General features: G+C 44.3%; 22 protein-coding genes. 3 read left to right on the top strand and 19 right to left on the bottom strand.

From position 1 onward, the window contains the following. Window positions 1-153 precede the first annotated feature (153 nt). The 6 genes from CRO04_RS06245 to CRO04_RS06220 are packed head-to-tail and all read right to left on the bottom strand — an operon-like array spanning window position 154 to window position 6,070. Entirely contained in the window at window positions 154-1,491 is a 1,338-nt protein-coding gene (locus CRO04_RS06245; protein ID WP_097003368.1) for an MATE family efflux transporter, read from the bottom strand. Window positions 1,492-1,507: 16 nt separating this feature from the next. Further along, the gene (locus tag CRO04_RS06240) at window positions 1,508-2,359 is read right to left on the bottom strand and encodes an ABC transporter permease (protein ID WP_242974359.1); all 852 of its coding nucleotides are present in this window, start codon (window positions 2,357-2,359) and stop codon (window positions 1,508-1,510) included. An 18-nt stretch (window positions 2,360-2,377) separates the two neighbouring features. Then, window positions 2,378-3,547 carry an extracellular solute-binding protein gene (locus CRO04_RS06235; protein ID WP_242974358.1) on the bottom strand — a complete coding sequence of 390 codons (1,170 nt, stop codon included), beginning with the start codon at window positions 3,545-3,547 and terminating at the stop codon, window positions 2,378-2,380. A 31-nt stretch (window positions 3,548-3,578) separates the two neighbouring features. After that, on the bottom strand, window positions 3,579-4,553 hold the full coding sequence (locus CRO04_RS06230; RefSeq protein WP_097003367.1) for an ABC transporter ATP-binding protein: 975 nt from the start codon (window positions 4,551-4,553) through the stop codon (window positions 3,579-3,581). Window positions 4,554-4,565: 12 nt separating this feature from the next. Next, a complete protein-coding gene (locus tag CRO04_RS06225; protein WP_097003366.1) occupies window positions 4,566-5,405 on the bottom strand; it encodes an ABC transporter permease in 840 nt (279 codons plus the stop codon). After that, window positions 5,402-6,070, bottom strand: coding sequence for a glycerophosphodiester phosphodiesterase (locus CRO04_RS06220; protein ID WP_097003365.1), 669 nt, complete (start codon window positions 6,068-6,070; stop codon window positions 5,402-5,404). Before CRO04_RS06220 ends, CRO04_RS06225 begins: the two co-directional genes overlap by 4 nt. 251 nt (window positions 6,071-6,321) lie before the next feature. Here CRO04_RS06220 and CRO04_RS06215 point away from each other — a divergent pair, with 251 nt between their 5' ends. Both CRO04_RS06215 and CRO04_RS06210 read left to right on the top strand, forming a co-directional pair. Beyond that, the gene (locus tag CRO04_RS06215) at window positions 6,322-6,786 is read left to right on the top strand and encodes a DUF6669 family protein (RefSeq protein WP_097003364.1); all 465 of its coding nucleotides are present in this window, start codon (window positions 6,322-6,324) and stop codon (window positions 6,784-6,786) included. Further along, window positions 6,770-7,696, top strand: a complete 927-nt coding sequence (locus CRO04_RS06210; protein WP_097003363.1) for a CehA/McbA family metallohydrolase — start codon at window positions 6,770-6,772, stop codon at window positions 7,694-7,696. The genes CRO04_RS06215 and CRO04_RS06210 overlap by 17 nt, the downstream gene beginning before the upstream one ends. A gap of 28 nt (window positions 7,697-7,724) precedes the next feature. Here CRO04_RS06210 and CRO04_RS06205 read toward each other — a convergent pair whose 3' ends face one another. The 6 genes from CRO04_RS06205 to CRO04_RS06180 form a co-directional block, all read right to left on the bottom strand. Further along, window positions 7,725-8,690 carry a glycosyltransferase gene (locus CRO04_RS06205; RefSeq protein WP_097003362.1) on the bottom strand — a complete coding sequence of 322 codons (966 nt, stop codon included), beginning with the start codon at window positions 8,688-8,690 and terminating at the stop codon, window positions 7,725-7,727. 20 nt (window positions 8,691-8,710) lie between these two features. Further along, complete coding sequence (locus tag CRO04_RS06200) at window positions 8,711-10,315, bottom strand: DUF2142 domain-containing protein (RefSeq protein WP_097003361.1); 1,605 nt, start codon at window positions 10,313-10,315, stop codon at window positions 8,711-8,713. Beyond that, window positions 10,312-10,668: a DUF2304 domain-containing protein gene (locus CRO04_RS06195; protein ID WP_097003360.1), complete on the bottom strand. Its 357-nt coding sequence runs from the start codon at window positions 10,666-10,668 to the stop codon at window positions 10,312-10,314. Before CRO04_RS06195 ends, CRO04_RS06200 begins: the two co-directional genes overlap by 4 nt. A 17-nt stretch (window positions 10,669-10,685) precedes the next feature. Continuing rightward, window positions 10,686-11,384 carry a glycosyltransferase family 2 protein gene (locus tag CRO04_RS06190; protein WP_097003359.1) on the bottom strand — a complete coding sequence of 233 codons (699 nt, stop codon included), beginning with the start codon at window positions 11,382-11,384 and terminating at the stop codon, window positions 10,686-10,688. Then, window positions 11,381-12,637, bottom strand: coding sequence for a lipopolysaccharide biosynthesis protein (locus CRO04_RS06185; RefSeq protein ID WP_097003358.1), 1,257 nt, complete (start codon window positions 12,635-12,637; stop codon window positions 11,381-11,383). Before CRO04_RS06185 ends, CRO04_RS06190 begins: the two co-directional genes overlap by 4 nt. 90 nt (window positions 12,638-12,727) lie before the next feature. Continuing rightward, window positions 12,728-14,170: a lipopolysaccharide biosynthesis protein gene (locus tag CRO04_RS06180; protein WP_097003357.1), complete on the bottom strand. Its 1,443-nt coding sequence runs from the start codon at window positions 14,168-14,170 to the stop codon at window positions 12,728-12,730. A gap of 156 nt (window positions 14,171-14,326) precedes the next feature. On the opposite strand from CRO04_RS06180, the gene CRO04_RS06175 reads away from it, so the two are divergent. Continuing rightward, window positions 14,327-15,766, top strand: a complete 1,440-nt coding sequence (locus tag CRO04_RS06175) for a L,D-transpeptidase (protein WP_097003356.1) — start codon at window positions 14,327-14,329, stop codon at window positions 15,764-15,766. A gap of 14 nt (window positions 15,767-15,780) precedes the next feature. Here the strand turns inward: CRO04_RS06175 and CRO04_RS06170 are convergent, their stop codons facing one another. Genes CRO04_RS06170 through glf form a run of 7 tightly spaced genes read right to left on the bottom strand, consistent with a single transcriptional unit; the run spans window position 15,781 to window position 22,899 of the window. Then, window positions 15,781-16,764 carry a glycosyltransferase gene (locus CRO04_RS06170; RefSeq protein ID WP_097003355.1) on the bottom strand — a complete coding sequence of 328 codons (984 nt, stop codon included), beginning with the start codon at window positions 16,762-16,764 and terminating at the stop codon, window positions 15,781-15,783. Further along, window positions 16,761-17,747: an ATP-grasp domain-containing protein gene (locus tag CRO04_RS06165; RefSeq protein WP_097003354.1), complete on the bottom strand. Its 987-nt coding sequence runs from the start codon at window positions 17,745-17,747 to the stop codon at window positions 16,761-16,763. The genes CRO04_RS06170 and CRO04_RS06165 overlap by 4 nt, the downstream gene beginning before the upstream one ends. Continuing rightward, entirely contained in the window at window positions 17,744-18,874 is a 1,131-nt protein-coding gene (locus tag CRO04_RS06160; protein ID WP_097003353.1) for a DegT/DnrJ/EryC1/StrS family aminotransferase, read from the bottom strand. The genes CRO04_RS06165 and CRO04_RS06160 overlap by 4 nt, the downstream gene beginning before the upstream one ends. Window positions 18,875-18,912: 38 nt before the next feature. Next, on the bottom strand, window positions 18,913-19,833 hold the full coding sequence (locus CRO04_RS06155; RefSeq protein WP_097003352.1) for a glycosyltransferase family 2 protein: 921 nt from the start codon (window positions 19,831-19,833) through the stop codon (window positions 18,913-18,915). A 24-nt stretch (window positions 19,834-19,857) separates the two neighbouring features. Beyond that, window positions 19,858-20,754, bottom strand: a complete 897-nt coding sequence (locus CRO04_RS06150; RefSeq protein ID WP_097003351.1) for a glycosyltransferase family 2 protein — start codon at window positions 20,752-20,754, stop codon at window positions 19,858-19,860. Window positions 20,755-20,765: 11 nt separating this feature from the next. Next, the gene (locus CRO04_RS06145) at window positions 20,766-21,746 is read right to left on the bottom strand and encodes a glycosyltransferase family 8 protein (RefSeq protein WP_330400789.1); all 981 of its coding nucleotides are present in this window, start codon (window positions 21,744-21,746) and stop codon (window positions 20,766-20,768) included. A 37-nt stretch (window positions 21,747-21,783) separates the two neighbouring features. Next, entirely contained in the window at window positions 21,784-22,899 is a 1,116-nt protein-coding gene (gene glf, locus CRO04_RS06140; RefSeq protein WP_097003349.1) for a UDP-galactopyranose mutase, read from the bottom strand. Window positions 22,900-22,925 lie beyond the last annotated feature (26 nt).

The raw sequence follows: 22,925 nt of genomic DNA, 5'->3' as shown, positions 1-22,925 counted from the left end.
CTCCTTGTCCCAAATGAAGATTGGGTACCTGCTTCTTTCATTATACTAAATTACTAAGGAAAACAAAAGCAGGAGAAAATTGTTATAAGGTAGCATTTTTTTGTCAAATGCTACCTTTAATAAAGTCCGCCAGACTCAACGGCACCGTCTTTATCACTTCATAATTCTGGCTAAGCGGATCAGAAGAAGTATCAGAGCCAACCCCCATGCGAGAGGAGTGGAAAGGCACGCTCCTGCGTATCCTGCATATGGAATGAAAAGAATACAGCCTGCCCATCTTGCAATCAGTTCAATTACACCCCCAGCCAAAGGCACTAATGCTTCCTCCATCCCCTGAAGGGAGCTTCTTAATATCTGAAGCGAACACAGCAGCCAGAAAAAAACTGCGATAATCACAAGATATCGATATCCATACTCTACCACCCTGACATCATAATGATCCAGGAACAGCCCAATGAACTGTCTGCCCAGAAACAGACTTATGAAGGCTGCCAGCGCTGCCGTTCCCAGCCCCATTAGGATGCTGCTGCGTATACCCTGCCGGAGCCTGGCTTTATTTCCCGCACCATAATTCTGCCCGCAATAGACCTCCATGGTTATGGCCAGAGTGGTAAAAGGAAGCGTCACCAGATTCTCCACTTTGCTTGCCGCCACATAGCCGGCAATCACTAGAGATCCAAAACGGTTTAAATAAGCCTGCAAAATCATAATACCCACTGCTGTTACAGAAAACTGCAGTGCCATGGGAAGACCAATTCTGATATGTCTCCACACCTCTGAGAAAAATCCGCCAAAATGCCGCTTCTCCAGTCTGATCTGGGGATATTTTCCATGAGCATAAAAATGACAGACTGCAGCCGAAAAAAACTGGGCAAAAACCGTACTCACCGCCACTCCCGTCACTCCGGCGTGAAGCCATAATACTGCAGCCAGATCCAGAATAATATTTAATACAGAAGATAAAACCAGAAAATAAAGGGGAGTCCGGCTGTCACCGATCGCCCTTAGTATTCCGACGATCAGATTGTAATAAACAGTCGCTCCCAGACCTGCATAAACAATCAGCATATATCGTAACGCATATGGAAAAATATCTTCCGGTGTATTCATTTTTTCCAAAAGAGGGCTGGCAGTCACCACTCCGAAAAAGGTTAAAACCAGTGTTATTATAGCACACAGGCAAAAGGAAGCGGCAATAGAGGATTTTGTTTTTTCCGTATCTTTCGCTCCTACCCTCTGTGCTGTTATCACCGAAAATCCTCCTGTGATCCCGGTAGCGAATCCGATAATCAGAAAATTTATAGCTCCCGCAGCACCGACTCCCGCCAGTTCTTTAATACCAACCAGGCGCCCTATGATTATGGCATCCGTCATGCTGTAAAGCTGCTGAAACAGATTTCCCAAAAAAGAAGGAACAGAAAACAGCACAATCACTTTCCACGGTTCCTGTGCTGTCATTCTGTTCATACCTTGTTCCCTGATTCCATTCATAGCATTATATCCTCCATCAGCCGTTTCCCTTTTCCCATTCACTTTTTTTCATATTTGTATATACATAGACAACAGCAGAAAGCAGGGAAAGTAAAAACATAATCACGGAAAGAGCAGCTGCCCTCTCATAATGACCGTTATTAAACTGGCTGTATAGAGAAATACCAAGCATCTGAGGATTGTTCCCTCCCATCAGATATGGGGTGGTAAACGAACCTAAATTGCTCATGAATACAAAGGTTGCAGTGATAAAAATATCCCTGTAGGTCAGCGGTAAAATCATGGTTCTCAAAATCTGGAGTTTTCCTGCCCCTGAGTCTCTTGCCGCCTCTATGGAAGAATTCTGGATCTTTGAGAGGGCAGCTGCTAAAAGCATGGTTGCAAAGGGAATGTTAAACCACAAATTCATCAGAATAATCCCTTTGCTGTTATACATAAGTCCCAGTTTTATCTCAAGTCCAAACAGCCGGGAAATACGGTTGATCAGACCGGAATCACGGATAACCGTGATCATTCCGTTGACTGCCACCAGACCAGGAATAAACCGGGGCAGAAGATAAAGCCGCCCGATCAGCCTGCTGGTCCAGGTATTGGAAAACCTTAAATATAAGGCTAGAAAGTAAGAAACTCCAACAGCCAGCAGCACCGTTATCATAACCACCTGAAGAGTGTAGATTATGTTATCTCTCTGAATTTTATCTGTAAAAAAATACAGGTAATTATCCAGACCCAGGCCGCCCTCTTCCAGCTCAAAGCTGCGAAGAAGGCTTGCTGCTATCGGATAAAATACAACTCCTGCCAGAATAACCAGGGAAGGAAGGATCAGCAGATAAGGAAAGATTTTCCCAAACACTTTCTCTTTCATCATGTTCTTAACTCCCGGCCTTTATTCTAACGTACCAATCTCTTTGTCCCACTGCTCATAAAGCTGACTTCCTAAATCTCCCAGACTGCTGATACGGAATTCATCTATTTTCAAATCCGCAATGGATTTTGTCAGTTCCTGATCCAGAAGACTGAAGTCAATGACCGGTATAGCAGCCATAGTATCCAGAGCGGTATTCTGTGCCTCCGGACTTATCATATAATTGATAAATGCATACGCTCCATCCTGATTAGAGCCGATAGAAGGGATTCCAAGTGTTACTGCACTTCCTGTAAAGGAGGGACTGAGCTGGGTAATCTTAATGGAGTCTGGTAATGTTCCCTTTTTGATCTGTGTAATTGCCATGTCCGCCCATGCAGGAATCATATCCACTTCCTTATTTGCCAGAAGATCTAAGGTTCCCTGATTCTTATTTGGATAAACGACTTTTCCGGAAGACTTGTACATAAAGGGATGAAGCTCTTTTAAAAGGTCAAATCCTTTATTCCATTTCTCCTTATTGGCAGGATCTGTGGAAGTGAGCGCAGTCTCATCCATAAAATTATACACGCTGGTTGTCACAAAAGAGCCGCCGGCTCCGCCTGATCCCGGAGTATTGTATGCAAAGCGGCCGGGATGATCCTTAATCCATTTATAAAGCTCTTCTGTCGTCTTAGGAGGTTCTGGTACTGTGTCTGAATTATAAGCCAGTACAACCGTTGTTCCCCTGTAAGGAACCACAAGATCATTACGGAAAGAAGATTCTACCTTAAGATTTTTAATATTTTCTATTTTAGATTTGTCAAGAGCTACAAAAAAGTCCTCTCCGCCCTCTTCCACATAACGGCTGATCTCATCTCCTCCTAATTCAATGACATCGTAGTCCGTATCAGACTGTCCCGCCTTCTTGGCTGCTACAACCCGGTCAAACAGACCCTGCGCTCCGGTTCCGGAGGTAATGAACTGAAGCTCTGCCGTATATTTATCCTGGGAAGCATTAAACTGCTCAATCTGTTTTTCAAACTGAATTCTTACGTTATCAGAGCCGCCGGCCCATACGGTAACTTTCTTTCCTCCATCCGCTTTAGCTGTTGTTTTTGCAGAGCAGCCTCCAATCAGCATAGCTCCAAGCGAAACAGACAGGATAATTGCCGCAGTTCTTTTTGTATTTCCAATTATTTTGTTCATCATTTTAAGTCTCCTCATATTCAGTGTTTTATTCTCAGGCACAATACTTACAGGTTTTTGTAAACAACAGGGATACCACATCCCTTGGCTTGATTTCTTCAGCAATAGCACGGGTGACATAGGCTTTCATTACCTGATTCCCAACCTCCACGTTGATTTCAACATAATGCCCCAGCACCATGGCAGTTCTCACTCTGCCGCAAATCTGTCCCTCTACTTCTCCTTTGGTAATCACAATGTCCTCCGGACGCACTGCCATGGCGCTTCCGTCATTTTGAATGAGGAAATTCATCTCTCCAATAAAAGAAGCCACAAATTGTGATGCAGGACGGTCATAAATTTCCTCCGGAGTTCCAATCTGCTCAATAACCCCTTTGTTCATCACCACGATTCTGTGAGACAGAGCCATTGCTTCCTCCTGATCGTGAGTTACAAATACTACGGTAATGTTTAATTCTTCCTGAATCTTTTTCAGTTCCTCTCTCATCTGACTCCGAATCTTTGCATCCAAAGCAGAAAACGGCTCATCAAGTAGGAGAACGGAGGGCTTCAGCAGAAGTGCCCTTGCAATGGCTACTCTCTGCTGCTGTCCGCCGGAGAGCTGACCGGGGTATTTCTTTTCAAACCCGCTCATATTTACCAGTGCAAGTCCCCTCTCGACTTCAGCCTTTATATCGTTTTTAGGAATCTTCTTTATCTCCAGTCCAAAAGCCAGGTTTTCATAAACCGTCATATGAGGCCACAGATTATAGCTTTGAAATACCATTGCTGTCGGCCTTTTTTCCGGAGGAAGACTTTTCACAGAGACACCATCTATAAGAATATCTCCGGAATCTACGGATAAGAAGCCTCCAAGAGTCCGTAAAATAGTAGATTTTCCACAGCCGGATGGTCCTAACATTGTTACAAATTCTCCCTCATGGACATCAATATTGATTCCATCAACACCATCACCATTTTTATAATGCTTTTTCATATCAGCAATTTTCAGCTTTATCTTTTTCTCCATAATTACTCCTTTCTACTTCACCCCATATCCACCGGACAGACTGTCCGCATTAATGTATTTGCGCATGAAAAACAGGACCAGCACCGTAGGAATTATAAGAATCAGAGACAGGACGGGACCGGCAGTCAGGGGATACTCCATAATCACGCCGTAAAGCTCCACCGGCATTGTTTTAATCTGGGGAAATCCTACTAAAAGCGTGCCCTGGGCCTCCTCTAAGGAGCTTAAAAAAGTAAATACACTTGCTACTGCAATACCTGGTGTGGCTAAAGGCAGTGTGACTTTAAAAAATGTTCTTATGGGACCGGCTCCTGCATCCCTTGCCGATTCCTCCTGCTGCCTGTAAACACTTCTGAACGCGCCGGAAGGAATCCAGGTCATAAACATCATGGAATTCAAAAAATGGATTATGACAACCCCTGCAAGAGTGCCCATTAAACCAAGCTTATAAAATAATATACCTATTGATATGTAAAGCCCCATCCTGGGATATGCATTGCTGAGCAGAAAGGAAAGGAGAAAAATACGTTTTCCAAAAAACTCATATCTGGCAAGGGCATAGGCTGCGGGTATACAGACAGCCAATGATACAAAAGTGACGATTATGGCCAGAAAAAATGAGACTGAAATAGAGCTGACCAGACTTCTCTGCTCCAATACGAATCCCCACCACTTAAAACCGAACTCCTGTGGAATAATCGCCGGCACTTCATATTTGTCCGCGAATGCCAGCATACATAAGTTCATCAGTGGAAGATAAAAAAAGATGAGGAACCCCGCAAACAGCAGATACTGAAAAAAACCTTTTTTTCCCAATATATAATAAAATGCCCTAGGCGACAAAAGCTTCATCCTTTAGCTTCTCCCTTCAGTTCCAGTGCAGCTGTTAAGTTCCTGGTTGTAATGTTAAAAAGTCCTTTTTTTAACAGACGAAGAATACCGTCCGGTTCGTTCACGGTCCAAGCGGACCCCTTTACCTGCATTCTAGCCAGCAGTTCTATGACCTCATCTGTATATGTATGATATTCCATATTGATACAGGATACAGGATAATCTTTAACCGCTGTCAGAAGTTTTTCAAGGCTTTTTACAGCTCCCTTCTCTTCCATTCTCTTATAAAAATCCGCCTGCAGATTTTCCGGGTTTATATAAACTTGTACTTCTGGATACCATTTTTCTTTTTCAGACAGTAAATTCAAATCAATCTCTCCTGAATAGATCAGCTGTTGTCTGACTCCATTCTCCCCTGCCAGCTGATAAACGGAGACTTCAAGTCCCTCTTCCTTTAAATCGCAGTTCATTTTTTTTTCAGGAAACTGTTTTAAAATACAAAATACTTCCTGAAGTGTCACACATTTTTCATCTGTTTTATTATGAGATAGAATCAATGTTCCCACCTGATTTTCTCTTACATCTGCTTCCATACAATCTGCTTTTGAATTCAATGCATATCTTATATACTCAATAGAATTGTCTTTGGTTCCATCGCAGCCGGAATGTGCTGTAATAACTGCCATGATGATTTCTCCTTCCCATGATTGCGTTTTTACCATGTTTTTGATTGTAACAAACCAATGTAAATTAAAAACCATCATTTCGAAAATTTTCAGTAAAATATTGATATAATTTTATATTTTAAATTAACAACTATATATTACGTGAATTTTACAATAATTATATTGACTTGTCTCCCGCTTTTTTCTATCATAATCTAGTTAAACTACCTTGAGATAATAAAACTTTCTATATTTTGTAAAGGATAATAATAATGAGAACAATTCAAACTTTTAACGGAACAATAAACCGTGGCTTTCAGGGAAATGTAACTTACCGCTTTCAAATTCCTTCCGGCTGCCGGGCACTTTCCATACAGCTGACCTATACAAAAGAACATCCTGCCACAGTAACTGACCCTGAGCAATTCCGGGCAGCCTATGAAGCTTACAGAGGCAGACCAGTCTCTGTAAAAGAGCTTGAAAAGGCAGTGGAATCTATGAAAACCGAAATTCAGCCCGCCTTATTTATTGGCAATAATTTTGCAGGAAACGTACATATGCCGGGGACGATAAAAGAGATTTTCATATCAGAACACACTTCTTCCAGAGGCTGCCTCCCAGTTTATCCCCTGGAGGGCATGGGAAAAGTGATTGTTAATGTATTCCAATGCGTGGAAAATGAAACATTTTACCAATTAGAAATAAAGGGGGATTATGAAGATGTGGAAAAGAATTGAATTGCACAATCATACCATAGAATCAGATGGCAGCATGACGGCAGCGGAGCTTGTGGATTATCTGGAAGGACAGGGGATTGATGCCTTTTCATTAACGGATCACAATACGATATCCGGATTTACGAAACTGGAAGAAAAACTTGCTTCCCATTCTTCACGGGTTGAATTCATAAAAGGGTTTGAGCTGACTTCTTATTACGGGCATCTTCTCTGCCAAAACGTATCTAATTATATTCCCTGGGATGATATTGATGAAATGAATGGAGATCTGCTGTTTTTAAGGGTTCATGAAGCCGGAGGACTTGCAGGACCTGCCCACCCGTTTTCCATTCCCTCTCCTTTTTCAAACGGAATGCGCTGGTCCATGAAGATACATGACTTAGGACTGATTGATTTCATTGAGGTTGTAAACAACTCCCATCCAATGGATCCGGATAACCAGAAAGCCATCCTGTGGTGGGAAGATTTGATTTTTTCCGGTTTCAATATCTGTCCGGTGACAGGAATGGACCTTCATCGTCCAGTTTCTATGAAAGGATTTTTCTCCACATATATCTTTGTAAAAGAGGAAGATTCTTCTCTTCCTCTTTCCATTAAACTGGACAAGGCCATACGGACTTGTTCCGCCTGCGTTACAAAAGGCCCTGTCCTTGACTGGGAACTGACGCAGGATGGGCTTAAAATATTTCTTGAAGACAGTCCCGGCCATCAGGAATGTTCTTACTTATGCCAGCTTCGAACCAGAGAGGAAACCCTTACTTTTTCACTAAAAAAAGAGTACTTACTTAAAGACATTACTGAAGGTATTCTATCCTGCAAAGCTGCTACACTTATGCTATTTGAGGATAAAACCGATATGTCTCATTTAACGGCCATTGCCCGCCCGCTTTTTTTTATCTGCAATAGTTAAAAATACTTTATTAATCCTTGGAAAGCTCTTATTCTGTTTTGTGTTTTCCCCAGTAAGACCGGTTCATGGTAAAGCTTAAAATCAGACGTCTGGGAAGGGTACGGTACCGTTTCCCCATAAGATACCCCATATATTTAAAGCCGCTTTTTATGATGACACCTGGAATCAGCCAGGGTTTCTTTTGCTTTACCAGCCAGATACAGGTATTCTTCACCAGCCGGATTCCCTCGCTTTCTGACCGGATTCCCTCGAACACCTCCGGGTGGTCTGCCTGGGATACAGCAAGATCAAAATTCCGTCTAAACTGGGCTATACACCCATAATTATGGGAGTGTATTACTTTTGCATCCGCTGCATATGCCACGGCCTCTCCCCGGTAGCGCACTGCATTTCCTGCATAAATCATATCTTCGTTGAAGATGGTGGTTTTTGTGAATCCCCCAGCCTCTAAAAATATGCTTCTGTCATAGGCACAGCATACATTGGATGCAAAAAACGTTTTAATCCCCAGTTCCTTTAGATCTGCCTCCGTCTTAACCCGGCTCCTTGCCGGATAATTAAAGGAGCGTGTGTACTGCTCTGCAAGGGCACAGTCCGGATTGGGAAGCTGTCTTGCATAAGCCATGACTACCCTTTCCCCTCCTTTGCCAGTGGCAAGGAACGCCTTTACCAGAGAACGGATCAGATTCTTATCAGCAGGAACCGCATCATCTGTCATAAACACCATAATATCTGCCCGCGAATAGCCGGCGCCCCGGTTTCTTGTACCGCCATGGTCGAACTCTTCTTTCGTCACATGATGGACTTCCAGATTCTTTATGTGTTCATAATCAGTTTCCTTCCAGAAGGACTGATCCGTATTCATAACAATTATTTTTCGTATGGGATAAGATTGTTCCTCCAGCCTGTGAAAAAGCCGCTTCAGCGTGTCATCCGGCTTATAAACCGGAATGATCACATCAACCGTTCTTTTCTCCCCTGTTAATTCTTCCATTTCAGATTCCTTCTTTCCTATCAGTAGCGCAGGCACGATGTGGAGCAGATCCGGATCAGCGCATAGATACTGACAAAACATTCCAGATACCATGCACTTTTTCTTAAATCTGCGCCGATTACCAGGCGGCGGTCATATATAGTCAGTAGAAGCAGGGGCAGAAGGGGAATGAAATAACGTCCCTGTACTCCTGTAATATACGTTAAATCTCTTGGTGTCCACCCCAGAAACATGGAGGTCAGAACAAGAACGGAGCTGGTAAATACCACGAATAATATCCACAGCTTCTGTCCGTCAGTCATAAGCACCTCTTCTCCCTTTCTCTTTATGACACTGATAAAGAGAGCGTACCAAAGCAGGGTTAAGCAAACCGGCGGAACCGTCAGGTTGGGATCCAGATTCCCTAAAAACCCTCCCAGCATAGTCACCAGATAATAGTCGTACTGAGTGACAAGAGTTTCGTAGTAAACCGTAAATACCTGAAATGGTCTCTGCCATACGTCAGATAAGTTATAACCTGCTGCTTCGCTCCATCCCACATAGCTTTCCGTGGCGCCTGCCCATGCTGAAAGTATCAGGTGGTTCACCAGAAAAACAGAAAGCAGCGTCACAGTAAGGACACAAAAAAGCGAAATCCAGTAATGTCTCCGGGATTGAAATTTAGATTTTGGAATCAGCAGACAGATTCCCGCTGCTGGCAGATAAACAATTTTTCCAGGCTCTAAAAGCACCAGCAGGAGCGTCAGAACCAGAAGATCTTTTCCTCTTATCTTCTCCTTTTCATAAGCCAGATGAAAACACCAGGAAAGCAAAAGCATGGAAAGCCCGATAAATGCAGCATCATAGGAATAAGAGGCTGCCAGATGAAGAGTCATGGGAAGACAGGAGACTGCCATCAGTACTTCTTTTTTAAAAGGCATCAGGCGGACAGAAACCGCTGCCATAGCTGCAAACGCCAGAAGGTTCATAAGCCGTCCTGAATATACCAGCGGAATATACCCCAGATGCATCAGTCTAGCAAGGGTGATCCCTGCTGCCTGGGGAAGATAGACCACTGGCGTGGTGTTAACCGGAATCTCCTCCCGGACAGTCACCGACTGACTGTGATCAACAGAAAACAGTTCTGTCAAAACCCGGTTATATGTTCTCTGACCAGGCTCCTTATAAAGACCGGGAACGTCATCACCGCTTCTTACCAGGACATTAGCTCCTTTTTTGATGCGTTCCTGTTCCTGAATTGAAGCATGCTTTAAAAACGCCTCGTCTGCCACGGCCGGCTTCCCCATGAGTTGGCTGGAAAGACGGTAGGCGCTGACAAAGTGGGCGGCTTCATCGGGAGCAGAAAAAGGTGTTAAGGCAAATAAGTAGAAAAAACCCAGTCCTATTACCACAATTGGATATAACCAGGGAAAAACTGCTTCCCTGATCCACAAAAGGAAGGCAAACGCAGCAAGAAATCCACAACCGAAAACAATCATCCACCAATAAAAACGGCGGACCGGTTCAAACTCCGGTGAGGGAATCCCCACGATGGTTTTCATATAGGTTCTGACAAACAGGAACATTAAAAGCAGAATGCTTCCGGCAGCAAGCCACAAGCCTTTCGTCCTTATCAAACGTTTCACAGTTTATGCTCCTCCTTCTCTGACGCTTCCTCTTTATCTAAGGCCAGCATCTGGATCAGCTCTGTCACCCTGCGTTCTAACTGGGATATCTTTATGGACTGGAAAAAGACCTTGGTGAGCAGGATAAAAATCATCAGGGTAAAAATAAAATTTGCTGTGGAATAGGTTCCCACCATGCCTGATATAAAATCTGCCACTCTGGGAAAAACACTGAACACAACCAGCAGCATGGAAAACATAACCCAGAAAATCGAATCCTCTATCTTCATTTTTGAGTGGCGTATCCTTGCCAATACATAAATAGTCAGCACCAGAGAAACGCTTATCAGCACGCAGCGCAGTAATAACGTCATGTCACGCACTCCCTCCTTTATCTTCTGTCCCGGACGCGGAAGCTCTGTACCAGTAAAATGGAAAAGAGCATCTTACCCATATACCGGGCCGCATTTAAGGGATTTAAGTAACTCTCTCCCAGAATCCGCTCATCCATCACCACTGGGATCTCCGCAACCCTGGCACCGTGGCGGATCAGATAGGATATGGTATCCGGTTCGGGTCCATAATTCAGCCCGTCTGCAAATTCCTTGATCATCTTACGGCTGAACATACGCATTCCGGATGTGGGATCGTTCACCTTCACCCCTGTTGTAAACCAGATGGCACCACTTAACATTCGGCTGCCAAGCATCCTGAGAGAGTGAGGTTTTTTGTCCGCTATAAAACGGGATCCTATGACGATGTCGTAACCTTCATCCATCTTTTCCTTCATTGGAAGGATGAATTCCGGCCGGTGCTGTCCGTCTCCGTCAAACTGTATGGCATAACCATAGCCCTTCCTGTGGGCATATTTCAGTCCGGTCTGAAACGCGCCTGCAAGTCCTAAATTCATGGGAAGATCGATGATCTTCCACCCGTTCCTTCTGCAGATTCTGGCGGTATTGTCAGTCGAACCGTCATTGATAATCACATAATCATACATGGGATAATTCTCTATGACCTCTCCCACCACCCGCTCAATATTCAGGGCTTCATTGTATGCAGGTATTACTACCAGTACCCGGTCTGTCATATCCTTTGTTCTCTCCTTCCCTTCTCTTTCGTATGAATAATACGGATTGCCTGCCCCATAAAGCAGAGCATGAGAATCAGCATTTCAAGCATGTACGAATACGCACCGCCGTTAATTCCGCCTGTTTTTACAAACTGATAGGAAAGTATAAACGAAAGGATACAGACCGGAACATATCCCCAGAATATCAGTCTCTGTCTCTTCATGATCACCAGGACATAATAAAATAAATTCATGACTGCGAAAAATCCGCCTCCCACAATAATGGCAAGAAGTCCTGATAAATAGGGAGCCAGTTCCACGTTAAACACAGCGGAAAGCACAGGAACTCCGATCGCCCACGCCCCTGCCAGGGCAATTACAGTAAGAAACAGTATAATTCCCGACAGCTTTTTTAGTACCACGCGAAATTCCGGAATCCTGTCTTCATTCCAGAGAATGGAGAGTCTTGTCAGGAACGGCCGGATTACAAAATTGGCCGCAAGGTTAATCACAGATGTGGGCATGAAGATTGCAACAAAAATAGCATTGTCTGCAGAGGTCATCTGGGAATCAACGGCATACTTTGCCATGGCAAAGATGAGACCATCTAAAAATACAGATAAAAACAAAAGGAAGCTGTCCTGTAACAGCTGTCTGTACCTTCCCTTAGCATGTACATAAGTAATATCCGTTATCCGGTCTGCCATTCGTTTATCAAACAGATAAATCCCCACTGCCTGGGATGCGGCTGCAACCGCTGATGAAACAATGAGATCCCTGGTAAATGCCAGAGTTCCTAAAAACAAACATACAGAAAACAGTGTCCGCCAGGTCATAGCCTGTCCGGTTAAATAAAGCTTTCCTTTTCTTTGAAATTCCGACTCGTAAACATCAGCAAAACCATCTAAGACCTTATAAAGAACCATGAAAAACACTACCATGATCTTTTCATACGTATAGTCGGAGGAAGAAATAAAAACTTTCCACAGAATATAGCAGATGCCGGAAAACAGGGCAGCGCCGCAGGTAACCAGACGGGCAAGCCGGTATTCTCCAAAGGTATAGCTCTCTCTAACATCGGTGCTCTGAATCGGTCTCATTCCAAAATATGCCACAAGAAACATCTGCTGCCCGAATGTACTGAAAGCAAACCCAAAGATTCCTCCCTGATCTGTTCCCACCAGATGATTGACCAGAGCCGTCAGCAGCATGCTGGATCCTGCATAAACCAGGCTTCCAATCATATTCCATGCTACATTTTTTCGTTCCATTATTATTCCTCTATTTCATTTCATTTCATTTCATTTCAATTCCTTTTATTCTACATGAAACGCCCAGAAAAGTAAACTGCCGGCGTTTTCTTACCTCCTCATGTTTTTCACCGTCCTGCATAAGTAAAAGAAACTTTCATACCGGAGCAGCCAGGAAAAACCTGCATAAAAGAGAACTCCTGTGATGATCTGCAATATCAATGTCAAAAGTGTCCCTTTAACCAGAAACTGCACACTGTAAACCAGGGCACACATGGCTGCGGACAGAACCAGAGAGGGAAATACATCTCTCCACTGCTGAAAGAAGCTGTAATTGAGAAGCTTCTTATTGGGGTATGCATTAATAAAGGTACAGATAAAATCAGTCAATGCCCGTAACGCCACCATGGTATAAATCCCAAATGGAATACTGATAAGCAAAGCGGCCACACTGACTGCTTTTTTAATAATTTCCAGCTTTAAAAAGATCTCACTTCTTCCAAGGGCATTGATTGCCTGTAAGTTTGCCACGTGAAGCGGCCAGGTGGCATAGGCAATGCAAAGCAGCCGAAGCATGGGAACACAGGGTAAATACTGATCTGTCAGCAGAAGCTTCACCATGGGTTCTGCTACGGCAATTAAACCTGCCATCATGGGAAAGACCAGATAGGAGCTTGTAACAATGGACCTTCTTACCATGCTTTTCACCCGGTCCCGGTCATTCTGGAAGGATGAAAAGGCAGGAAGCATCACAGACTGAATGGCAGCCCCCAGATTGTTGGCAATGAGGGCTGGAAACTGGTTTCCTCTTGAGTATTGCCCCATCATAGCCGAATTATATATTTTTCCAATTACCAATCCGTAAACATTGGTAAAAACCGTGTCAATCAGTCCGGACATCAGGATCTTCCATCCATAAGAGAACAAATCCCCTGCTTTTTGAAGGGAAAACTTAAAACTGGGTTTCCAGGTTTTTAAAACATGCAGCACAACCATAAGAAAAAAACTGTAAAAAAACTGCTGCATGGCAAGAGACCACAGCCCCAGACCCTTTAATGCCATCAAAACACCGATGATACCGGAACCGGCAGCTGCAAAAAGACTGGCCATACAAAGCTTTCTAAATTCCATGTTTCTGGAAACCGATGCGGACTGGACAGATATGACTGCACCAAAGAACAGAGTCAGGGATAAAATCCTGAGGACTGGAACAAATACTGGTTGTCCATAAAAATTCCCGATTGCAGGTGCACAAAAGAACAGAATTATATATAGAACAAAGGCAATCAGAAAGCTTACACAAAAAGCAGAGGAATAATCCATTTTATCCACATTCTGCTTCTGAATCAGAGAAGTGTTAAAACCGCTCTGGACAAATACATTGCCGATGGTAATAAATATCATGATCAGCATGACTTCCCCGGATTCGGACGGCGTTAAAAGTCTGGCGAGAAGGATGGATACAAGAAACTGGATTCCCTGTGTTCCCCCGTTTTCCATGACTTTCCAAAACAGTCCGGAAAGCACTCTCTCTTTCATATTTTCCTGGTACATACTGGCTTTTCTCCTCAATTATCCAATTTACATTTCCGCCTTATTGTACTATATTGACCAATAAATGTAAATCGTATATAGCATTTTCCAATTAGTTATGTTAAAGTATTATGGAATCACCATAAAATTTAGAAAGATTTACAGGAGGTTTTTAACATGCGTAAACTGACACGCGGCCTGGCGGCATTCTGCCTGACAGCTGCTCTTGTGCTCGGACAGGCTGCCCTTACTTGGGCGGATGAGGCATATGGACCAGGCTACAGGAATGGCGTCAGCATCAGTGATATCAGCCAGTCTGAAACTCAGAAACCGGCTGAAACTGAGGGAGGCGTTACAACAGAGGAAGCAGAAACCGCTTTGGCAAATGCAGGAATAGATATTGGACAGGAAGGAGAAGGAGGAGGTGAGGACGGCGTTGTGGATGAAGCCACGAAAGCTGCCCAGGAAGCAATGAAAGCAAACTTCCCCCGTCTTCAGACCACAGTTATGATCGGCGACGGCAACTGGACACAGCCTTTTGTCAACGACGCCTGGATTACCAATGACGGACAGGGCTTCCATGGATTATCTACATTTCTCACGAATATAGTAGGAAACGTGCTTTACCGGACCTATACATCAGGCACTGGCTGGTCCCCATGGGTTATGAACGGACAGCAGACCACCAATTATCCCAATGATGTGAATATCGAAGCCATACAGATGCGGTTTTCCGGTTATGTAAATAACCAGTTCAATCTCTATTATTCAGCGAAATTAGAAGACGGTACCACCACCGACTGGGCAAAGAACGGTACCAGTGCGGGAACCATGGGAACCGGACATTATATCACAGGCTTTCGAATGGCATTCTATGCAAAGAACTCTGTCTTTCCTTATAAGACTGACAAGCCGCTTATCTCCTCTGCTAAAGACGGTATGCAGATTATTGACGGCGGACTGCGTTACTTTAACGGAGACGGCACTCCCTTTACCGGCTGGGCCTGGCAGGAGAATGACCGATACTATTTTAAGGACTCTCTTCCAGTTGTAGGCTGGCAGTACATAGACGGCTTCAAATATTATTTTGATTTAAATTCAGGTAAAATGCTTACTGATTTAGAGCCTCTTGTGGGCAGCAGCGGTCCGTTTTTTATCAGCATCAACAAACAGATGAACTGTCTTACGGTCTTTGCTAAGGACGGAGCCAATGGATTTATTATTCCAGTCAAATCCTTTTTAACCTCAACAGGTCCGGATACTCCTCTTGGAACCTTCCAGACACCTGTAAAGTACCGTTGGAGGGATATGAATCATGGGATTTTCACTCAGTATGCAACAAGGATCTGGAAGGGCTTTTTGATCCATTCTATTCTTTACAGCCGTCCAGACAAGATGACTCTTGATCCCTCTACCTATAATTATTTAAGTATTGCCGAGTCAGCCGGCTGTGTCCGCCTCCTCTCCGGTGATGCCAAATGGATCTATGATCACTGCGCACTGGGTACTACGGTAAACATTTACGAATCACCGGTTCCCGGACCATATGAACGTCCTGCCATTGAGCAGATTATACCGGATACACAGACCTGGGATCCGACTGATCCTAACCTATAAAAACAACAAGTATTTTATCTGCTTCCGGTAAATGACCTACGAAGCAGATTGTATAAGCCGGGAGTCCGGTATTGAAACTGAATAAAGAACCTGGTCAGAGGCGAAAGCTCCTTATAATACCTTCGGAATGCAGGATTTAATATTTCCTTAAAATCTCTGGTATTGACCTTCGTCTGGTAATAGGTTCTGTCAGAAGCACTCATGGCGGCCGCCTTAAAACGGCCGCCTGTTGCTTTATCAAATTCATCATAGACCACTTTCATCCGCTCATAATAGGCCTGCTGCTTCCCGGCATAATTTCCTTTTTTCCCTTCAGCAGTCCAGGATCCTGCAACACCTACCCGGTATACGCTCATAGGTTCATCCATGTAATAACCGTACCCATTGGCTGCTGCCATCAGCTGCAAGGGGGTATCTCCTACGGGACAGTCCGTATAATAGTCAGGGAGTTCCTTCACAAGTCTGGCTGGAAATGCCATGGAAGACATGGCATACCCGGAGGCTTTGTCTATGATCTCTTCAGGCGTAAGAACTGTGGTCTTCCGGTAAGGCCTCATCTGGCGTTCTGCAACCGCTTTCCCCATCAGCTGAATTCTTGCACTGTGAATGCAAAGGGTGCAGTCCGGATGAGACTCCATATAATCCACCTGCTTTTGAAGCTTATCTGGTGAATCAAAGTAATCATCCCCATCACACATAAATATATATTTTCCTCTTGCACGGGGAAAATTAAATGCGCCGCTGATGTTATCGATCCCCTGGGAATACTGGTTTTCAGTCTGAATCAGAGGGCGGATCTTATCTGGATACTTAGCGGCATATTCCCGGATGATATCGCTGGTTTCGTCGGTTGAAGCATCATCATGAACCAGAATCTCATACTCAAAGTCCGTTTTCTGCATCAGAAAGCTGTCAAGAGCCTGCCGGATGAACGCACCGTGGTTATAAGTAACACAGTTAATGCTTGCCATGATATTCCTGTTTGATCCGTCTGTCATTCTGTAGTTCCTTCCTTTTCCAACACCTTTGTCACGTATTCCTCATATTTTCTGGCGATATACATTTCCGTGACAGCCACCTGGGCATCGATCTCCTCTTCCATGAAGCACCTCACATGGTTGGAGACAAAGTCATACCCTGCCATACAGGAAAATTCCACGCCGCCGGAAAACCGTGGATTACATTCCAGCATGGAATACGTCCCATCTTCCCCCTCAATGAATTCAAAATTAACACAACCGGTAATTTCAAGCGCCCTTGCTGACTCTTTACATAACTCTTCCAGAACAGGACTTGAAAACACCATAACAGAGGTACCTGCACCATTTAACGTCCTCAGCAATTCCCTGCGGCAGACAGCTGCAGACCGCTCAGGGTCCGCCTGCCGCACCACGTCCACTGTGATCACATTTCCCTTATAAAAGGGCTGTACCACATAATTAACCGCTTCACAGCCGGCAAGAAACCGTTTCGTCTCTTCCTGGCTGTGAAGATAGCAAAGCCCCTGGCTGCTTCTGCCGTTATACGGCTTTACAACTGCCGGATAAGGGATAGATTCAGGAGTCATGCTGTCCAGCCGTGCGGTGGGTATGGGATTTCCAATACCTCTTTCAGAAAGGAACTCATAAAACTTCATTTTATCTCTGCAGACCGTTATGGTTTCTTCCGGTGATAAGCATAATGTTACTCCGGCTTCCTCTAGTTTATTTCTGTTCCGGTTCCACACATCCACTTCTGCATCGGTCAGAACAATCAGTCCATCGGCAGCTTCCTTCCTGCATATGGTAAGAATCTCCTCAATGTACTCATCCTCCTGTGTAGCCAGAGGTACCTGATAAAATACAGATACATTGGAAGAATCAACAATCCACTCTGCAGGATAGATATCACAGCCGATCACCTTCAATCCCAGTTCTATTAAATTTTTAATTACAATGTCAGCGGAAAATGATCCGATCGCTGTTACAACTGCAGCTTTCATACGCTTTGGGTTCCTTCCTGTGCAGCATTTATGATTATATTACAGATTCGGTCTATATCCTCAAGAGGCAGATCCGCATAAAGCGGCAAAGTCAGAACACTGTCCGCCGCCCGTTTTGCATTGGGAAGCTTCAGACCGGAAAAACGCTCCCTGTAACAGTCAAAATCAGTAATCAGGGGGTAAAAATACTTCCTGGCAAAGATATTGTGGGAGGCAAGAATATCATATACCTGGTCCCTGGTAAGGCAAAAGCCTTCAAATGACACAGGAAAATAAGCATAATTATGCCGGATCCCCTCTTTTACCGGACTCAGACGGATTCCGGCAATCCCTTCCAAATGCTCTCTGTACCGTTGTGATGCGATCCTTCGTTTTTCAATGTTTTCCTCCACATGGCGGAGGTTGCAGATTCCCATTGCTGCCTGAAATTCATTCATCTTTGCATTGCCGCCAATGTATTCCACGGATTCTTTCCCGGTTATTCCAAAATTCTTTAAGTAATTGAGCAGGATCTCCAGCGCAGGCTCCTGAAACGTAACCGCGCCTCCCTCTATGGTGTTATACACCTTGGTCGCATGAAAGCTGAACATGGAAGCATCTCCGTAGGTTCCGATTCCACGATGATTCACCTCAACACCAAAGGCATGGGCTGCATCATAAATCACCTTTAAGTTATACTTCTTTGCAATAGACTCTATTTTTTCCACGTCACAGACATTTCCATACACATGAACGGGAAGGATGGCTGTGGTTTTATCTGTAATCAGAGCTTCGATCTGACCGGCATCAATGGTATAATCATCTTCTCTGATATCACAGAATACAGGAGTCAGATTATTTCTCACAATAGCATGGGTGGTGGAAGCAAAGGAAAAGGGCGTGGTTATTACCTCTCCGGTTAAGTTCATCGCCTGCAGCACCATCTCAAGAGCCATATGTCCGTTCACAAACAGAAGAAGATTTTCCGCTTTTAAATAATCCTTCAGCTGGTCCTTCAGTTTGTCATGGAATTCGCCCATATTGGTCATCCAGGCAGTCTCCCAGATTGGTTTGATCTCTTCTATAAATTCTTCGTAAGAAGGCATGGAAGCCCTCGTTACCAGTATTTCTTTCTCATTTGGTATCATTCTGCCATTCTCCTCATTTTCCCATACGCTGTGTCCGTTCAGATGGAAAACATCTGTCCCAGCGTTCTTACACGGGTACTTTTAAACAGTTTGTATTTTATAATGGTCTTAATCTTTCCCGCTCTGCTTCTTCCGGAAAGCTTTATAAATTCACGAAACAATTCCAGCTGACCGTCAGTCATGGATTGTCCGTAGATAGAAAGAAACGACTCTGCCTGTTCAAACAAACTGTGGTAATTTTCCCTGATTTTCTCCCGGCGGCCAATTCTCTGTGAGAGCTGTTTTATTCCGCTCTTTGCTCCTACCTGATTGGTGCCATGCTGCCGGTAGCGGACCAGCGGCTTGTCAATATAGGAGATTTTTCCAAAACAGCTTGCAACGAGACCAAGCCACCAGTCATGCATAACACATGTTTTTGGAATCTGCACTACCAGATTTTTTAAGGAGCGGTTAATCATCATGGTATTGCCTGTAATATTATTTTCAACCAGATAGTGGCTGGGGCGGTTATCATTAACTCCGATTTTCTGGTACCTTGCCATGGAAGGGGAAATCACCGTTCCTGACTGGTCCATGACCGAAAGGTCGGAATGGATTAAAAGCGGCATATCCCTGCCCCATCGTTTCTCCATCTTTTTCATTTCCCGCAGGGTTACTTCCACCTTATCCGGCAGCCAGATGTCATCCTGGTCACAAAACATAAGATATTCATCCGAGGCAGCTTCTAACAGGCGGAAAAAATTGTCTTTTGCGCTGCCTGTAGGCTTCCCGTTTTTTAAAGATACCACCCTGTCCGGAAACCAGTTTTCATATTCCATAATAATCTGGGGAGTCCGGTCAGAGGAACCGTCATCAGATATTAAAATGGTAAACTCCTGATTGGTCTGCCTCAAAAGTGATTCCATCTGCTCTTTTAAATATGCTTCCCCATTCCAGGCAGCCAGTAGTACTGTTATCATTCCATTCCCCTCTCTCAACTCCAATTACCATGACATTCCCAGAATCTTAGTTAAAAACCAGATCTCAAACATGAGAAAATTCAGGAATCCTTTTGCTGCCAATTCCTGAAACCGGTTTATTTTTAAATATTTTCTATAATAATGAAGCTTGCTTCTATGCAGCAGCGCCTGTTTCTTAAGTATTGAGCTAACTGATTTATTAATAGAGACCGAGTGAAGATGGACATAGGTCCTGTCAAGCAAAAGGAGTGTCTTATACCCCTTTTCTTTCAACTTATGGCCCAGAATCTTCTCCTCATAATAGAGAAAGACTTCTTCGTCATAGAGTCCGCATGCAGTTAATGCATCTGCATCTGCCAGCAAAAGAGAACCAGGAACTGCATCTGCTAAAGCGCAGCGTTTTGCTCCCCCTGGTACAGCCGCCCAAAAAGCACGCTTATCCGGATCATAGGTGAGCCACCGCTTCAACAGCCGGCGTGTAACCAGCCCGGTATCCAAAAGGTCCGCAAACAGACCTGTAAGCTTCCAGCCAGGCAGCCCTGCCTTACCGCTCTGGTCAACGGGAATTGCAGCTGTCACTGCAACAGATTTATCAGCAGCAAATAAAGCCTTCATGGCAAGAAGCGTCTCCTGTGAAAACAGGACATCGGGATTTGCAATGAGTACATGGGTAGCACCTAATTCGCTGTATGCATAGCGGATACCCAGATTATTCCCATAGCCATATCCGCCATTCTTTAAGGAGCTGACCACATGTATCCTTCCGCCGCTTAATTCCTTTAATCTGGCGGCAGAATCATCTGTGGAATGGTTGTCAACGATAACAATGGAGTCCAGAGAGGAATACTCTTTGATCGATTGAACCAGTCTTATGGTGGTATCGGCATCGTTATAGTTCAAGATGATACAGCTTACGTTCATATCTGCTCCTTTTAAGATCCTTTTCTGGAATTCACCAGCTTCATTCCAAACCGGCTGCTTATAAAGTCACGAAACGGGGGGCATAAATATGTGCCGTAATTCATGAGATGATACGCTGCCATATAGAATCGGTTTCCCTTCTCCTTAGGAGTCCCTGCCCAGGGAGTCTTCGCAAGATACTTCTCGTACGCTCTGCGGTAGTGGTTTAGATTTCCTTCCTTCCAGGGTCTTTCATCTCCCATGAAATGAAGAATCGCCGGGTGCCTGCCAGCCTGTTTAAAGCCGTTCTCCGTAATCATGGCATACACCGGCGACAGCCTGACCAAATGCCGGTAATGAAAATACCGGTAATTGGTAAAGTAATTATAGCGGGGAGACAATGGCCTGATTCTGCCCTTTAAGCTTCCATTAATGGTATCCTGGTCTCCGGCAAAGAGCTTTCCTCCCTTGGAGCGGTAGAAATCAAGAAGCATCTTCTGGGCGTTCTTCTCTCTCCACTGGTTTAAATCTATTAAAAGTACTCCGGAATTGAAATAAGGTTCTTCCGGACTTAAGCCGATCTCCTCTTTAATACATGGATAAATGGTAGGTTCCATCACTGCGCCAAGCAGAAAGGGCCCCAGATCTGCCTTCCATAGTCTCTCTAAGGAAGACAGCACCACCGTATCACAGTCCAGATAGAGAACCCGTTCCACATGCTCAGGAAGCACATCGCCTAAAAACAAACGGGCCATAATACTTAAATCAAATCCCCCGGTATCCACCTTATGGGAAAACCGTTCTTTTAAATTTCCCAGCTCTATCACCGAAAGCTCCCGGTCAAATTCTTCTGCTATCCCGCATAAGCGGTCTTTTGTTTCCTCTGACAACCCCATGGATAAAACCCAGATATCCAGTGTTTCTATCTTTTTGTTATGATCTAAAAGAGAATAGAGAGAAACTGCCAGGTGTCTGGCATACTTATCGTTGGATGCATAAACTACATTCATCATAACCTCCCCGGCCTGCCGATTTTTCCGTTGTATTGTACTATAGCTGACTGGAAAGAGCAAGCTGAGCTTCCGCCATTCTCATAGCAGACTCGATGACCTTGTCCATATCATAATATTTATATTCTCCCAGTCTTCCTCCGAAGATCACACGATCTTCCTTTTGGGCCAGTGCCGCATAGGTCTGATACAATTCCTGATTCTTTTCATCATTTACCGGATAGTAAGGTTCCATACCCTCACTCCAGTCACTGGGATATTCTCTGGTTATCACTGTCTTTTCCTGTGTGCCAAACTCAAAATGCTTATGTTCAATGATTCTTGTAAAAGGCGTCTCACGGTCTGTGTAGTTGACAACTGCAACTCCCTGATAATTGTCTGTAGGAAGAGTCTCTGTTTCAAATTTCAGGCTGCGGTATTCCAGTTTTCCAAACCGGTATCCGTAAAAGGCATCAATCATACCTGTATAGATAATCGTTTCCCCTAGGCTGTCATACTTCTCTCTGTCTTCCAGATAATCCACAGAAAGCTCCACATCACAGCCCTCAAAAAGCTTGTCTGTTATCACGTTATAACCGCCGATTGGAATTCCCTGATATAAATCATTGAAATAATTGTTATCATAGGTGAAGCGGACTGGAAGCCGCTTAATAATAAAAGCCGGAAGATCCTTACAGTCTCTGCCCCACTGCTTTTCCGTGTAACCCTTTACCAGTTTCTCATAAATATCTGTTCCAACAAGACTGATTGCCTGCTCTTCTAAGTTTTTCGGCTCGCCTGTAATCACCTGTCTCTGCTGACTGATCTTCTCTTTCGCCTGCTCCGGGGTAGACACTCCCCACATCTTGCTGAAGGTATTCATATTAAAGGGGAGATTGTACATCTGCCCTAAGTAATTGGCAACCGGACTGTTGGTGTAGCGGTTAAATTCCGCCAGTTCATTTACAAACTGCCAGACCTTACGGTTACTGGTATGGAAAATATGGGCGCCATACCGGTGTACATGGATTCCTTCCGTCTCCTCACAATACAGGTTGCCCCCCAGATGCTCTCTTTTTTCAAGAACCAGGCATTTCTTTCCCTGCTTTCCAGCAAGATATGCAAATACGCCGGAATAAAGGCCGCCTCCGACAAGCACATAATCATATTTCTTCATTTTTACTCTCCCGTCGTTTATAAACT

Source organism: Lacrimispora amygdalina (assembly GCF_900205965.1).
Lineage (GTDB): Bacteria > Bacillota > Clostridia > Lachnospirales > Lachnospiraceae > Lacrimispora > Lacrimispora amygdalina_A.
This window is presented reverse-complemented; position numbering and strand designations above follow the sequence as displayed.

Bases quoted from the DNA above. Each gene is read 5' to 3' on its own strand.
- CRO04_RS06245 (WP_097003368.1), bottom strand. From the start codon at position 1,491: ATGAATGGAATCAGGGAACAAGGTATGAACAGAATGACAGCACAGGAA.
- CRO04_RS06240 (WP_242974359.1), bottom strand. From the start codon at position 2,359: ATGATGAAAGAGAAAGTGTTTGGGAAAATCTTTCCTTATCTGCTGATC.
- CRO04_RS06235 (WP_242974358.1), bottom strand. From the start codon at position 3,547: ATGATGAACAAAATAATTGGAAATACAAAAAGAACTGCGGCAATTATC.
- CRO04_RS06230 (WP_097003367.1), bottom strand. From the start codon at position 4,553: ATGGAGAAAAAGATAAAGCTGAAAATTGCTGATATGAAAAAGCATTAT.
- CRO04_RS06225 (WP_097003366.1), bottom strand. From the start codon at position 5,405: ATGAAGCTTTTGTCGCCTAGGGCATTTTATTATATATTGGGAAAAAAA.
- CRO04_RS06220 (WP_097003365.1), bottom strand. From the start codon at position 6,070: ATGGCAGTTATTACAGCACATTCCGGCTGCGATGGAACCAAAGACAAT.
- CRO04_RS06215 (WP_097003364.1), top strand. From the start codon at position 6,322: ATGAGAACAATTCAAACTTTTAACGGAACAATAAACCGTGGCTTTCAG.
- CRO04_RS06210 (WP_097003363.1), top strand. From the start codon at position 6,770: ATGTGGAAAAGAATTGAATTGCACAATCATACCATAGAATCAGATGGC.
- CRO04_RS06205 (WP_097003362.1), bottom strand. From the start codon at position 8,690: ATGGAAGAATTAACAGGGGAGAAAAGAACGGTTGATGTGATCATTCCG.
- CRO04_RS06195 (WP_097003360.1), bottom strand. From the start codon at position 10,668: ATGACGTTATTACTGCGCTGCGTGCTGATAAGCGTTTCTCTGGTGCTG.
- CRO04_RS06190 (WP_097003359.1), bottom strand. From the start codon at position 11,384: ATGACAGACCGGGTACTGGTAGTAATACCTGCATACAATGAAGCCCTG.
- CRO04_RS06185 (WP_097003358.1), bottom strand. From the start codon at position 12,637: ATGGAACGAAAAAATGTAGCATGGAATATGATTGGAAGCCTGGTTTAT.
- CRO04_RS06180 (WP_097003357.1), bottom strand. From the start codon at position 14,170: ATGTACCAGGAAAATATGAAAGAGAGAGTGCTTTCCGGACTGTTTTGG.
- CRO04_RS06175 (WP_097003356.1), top strand. From the start codon at position 14,327: ATGCGTAAACTGACACGCGGCCTGGCGGCATTCTGCCTGACAGCTGCT.
- CRO04_RS06170 (WP_097003355.1), bottom strand. From the start codon at position 16,764: ATGACAGACGGATCAAACAGGAATATCATGGCAAGCATTAACTGTGTT.
- CRO04_RS06165 (WP_097003354.1), bottom strand. From the start codon at position 17,747: ATGAAAGCTGCAGTTGTAACAGCGATCGGATCATTTTCCGCTGACATT.
- CRO04_RS06160 (WP_097003353.1), bottom strand. From the start codon at position 18,874: ATGATACCAAATGAGAAAGAAATACTGGTAACGAGGGCTTCCATGCCT.
- CRO04_RS06155 (WP_097003352.1), bottom strand. From the start codon at position 19,833: ATGATAACAGTACTACTGGCTGCCTGGAATGGGGAAGCATATTTAAAA.
- CRO04_RS06150 (WP_097003351.1), bottom strand. From the start codon at position 20,754: ATGAACGTAAGCTGTATCATCTTGAACTATAACGATGCCGATACCACC.
- CRO04_RS06145 (WP_330400789.1), bottom strand. From the start codon at position 21,746: ATGATGAATGTAGTTTATGCATCCAACGATAAGTATGCCAGACACCTG.
- glf (WP_097003349.1), bottom strand. From the start codon at position 22,899: ATGAAGAAATATGATTATGTGCTTGTCGGAGGCGGCCTTTATTCCGGC.